At 39.1% G+C, this 1,441-nt stretch carries 1 protein-coding gene; it reads right to left on the minus strand.

What is annotated here, in order from left to right:
• On the minus strand, nt 1-1,441 hold a 1,441-nt coding region (locus ACQR30_RS16435), incomplete at both ends, for a GH92 family glycosyl hydrolase (RefSeq protein ID WP_429736845.1).

Here is a 1,441-nt window from a genome sequence, read left to right on the forward strand (position 1 = left end):
TTTTTTCATTGCCTATTTTTTTTGCAAGTTGTGCAATGCACCAATCATCATAAGCATATTCTAAAGTAGTGGAGACGGAATTCTCACTGTTTTCATCAGGAATAAATCCATATTTTCTGTAGGCCGGGATATTGTCGTAATAAGGGTTGTCGGCAGTGACTACACATGCTGCCAATGCTTTTTTTGCATCAAAGGTATTGATGCCTTTAATTGCGGCATCGGCAATTACGGACACGGCATGGTAGCCTGTCATACACCAATTCTCATTGCCATAAGAAGACCAAACCGGTAACATTTGTAATGGATTTTGTGTAAAATGTGCTAACATAGATTTTACCATATCGTTATCTCTTTTGGGTTGAATAATGGTAAACAACGGATGTAATGCGCGATGCGTATCCCACAATGAAAAAGTAGTGTAATTGATAAACCCTTTTGCTGTATGTATTTTTTGATCGATGCCTTTGTATTTTCCATCTACGTCCATATAAATTGTTGGATTGATAAAGGCATGATACATTGCTGTATAAAAATTTACTTTATCACTGTCAGAGAGTGTTTGAACTTTTATTTTTCCTAATTCTTTTTGCCAGGCTAGCTGACCTTCATCCTTTACTTTCTCAAAACTCCAGCCAGGTACTTCGACTTGCATGTTTTCCATAGCACCATCCATACTTACTGGAGATAGCGCAAATTTTATTTTTACTTTGTTATTCGATTGTGTCGAAAAGTTAAAATAGGCACGCAGGTCATGTCCTTCCATTAAAGGGAAGTTTTTTGTTAGGTCAAATCTTCTCCAAAAACCGGCATAGGGTTCATTCGTAGAAAAGGACTTATAGCCATATCCTGTAAATGGTTGAGAAAATTTCATAGCGAAATAAACCGTTCGGTTTCTTGCCCAGCCGCGCGTTTGGCGGTAACCGACCACTGTTGAATCATTAAGTACACGAACATAGGTCCATACGTCTTTTCCAGGATAGTTGTAGATATTATACATCATATCTAAAATAATATGTGCACTGTCGGTTTTTGGAAAAGTATATTGATGAAACCCGACGCGCGTAGTGCTTGTAAGCTCAGCAATAATATTATAATCGTCCAATTTTACTTTATAATAATCGGCTTCGGCTACTTCATTGGAATGTGAAAAACGCGAACGAAAACCGCTGTTTGGATCCGTTGCTGTTCCGGGATTTAACTGTAATCTTCCCACCGTAGGCATTATTAGGAAATCACCTAAATCTGAATGTCCTGTACCGTTGTAGTGTGTATGGGCAAAGCCTACAATGGTCTTATCGCCATACTGATAACCCGCGCAATATTTATAGACATCGGCGACATATTTACCATTTACTTCGTAAGGGATTGTATCCGTCTCCGGACTCAGCTGCACGGATCCAAAAGGGACTGTTGCTCCCGGAAACGTATGTCCCATACGTTC

Origin of the sequence: Arachidicoccus sp. (genome assembly GCF_050436765.1) — a bacterium.
Lineage (GTDB): Bacteria > Bacteroidota > Bacteroidia > Chitinophagales > Chitinophagaceae > Arachidicoccus.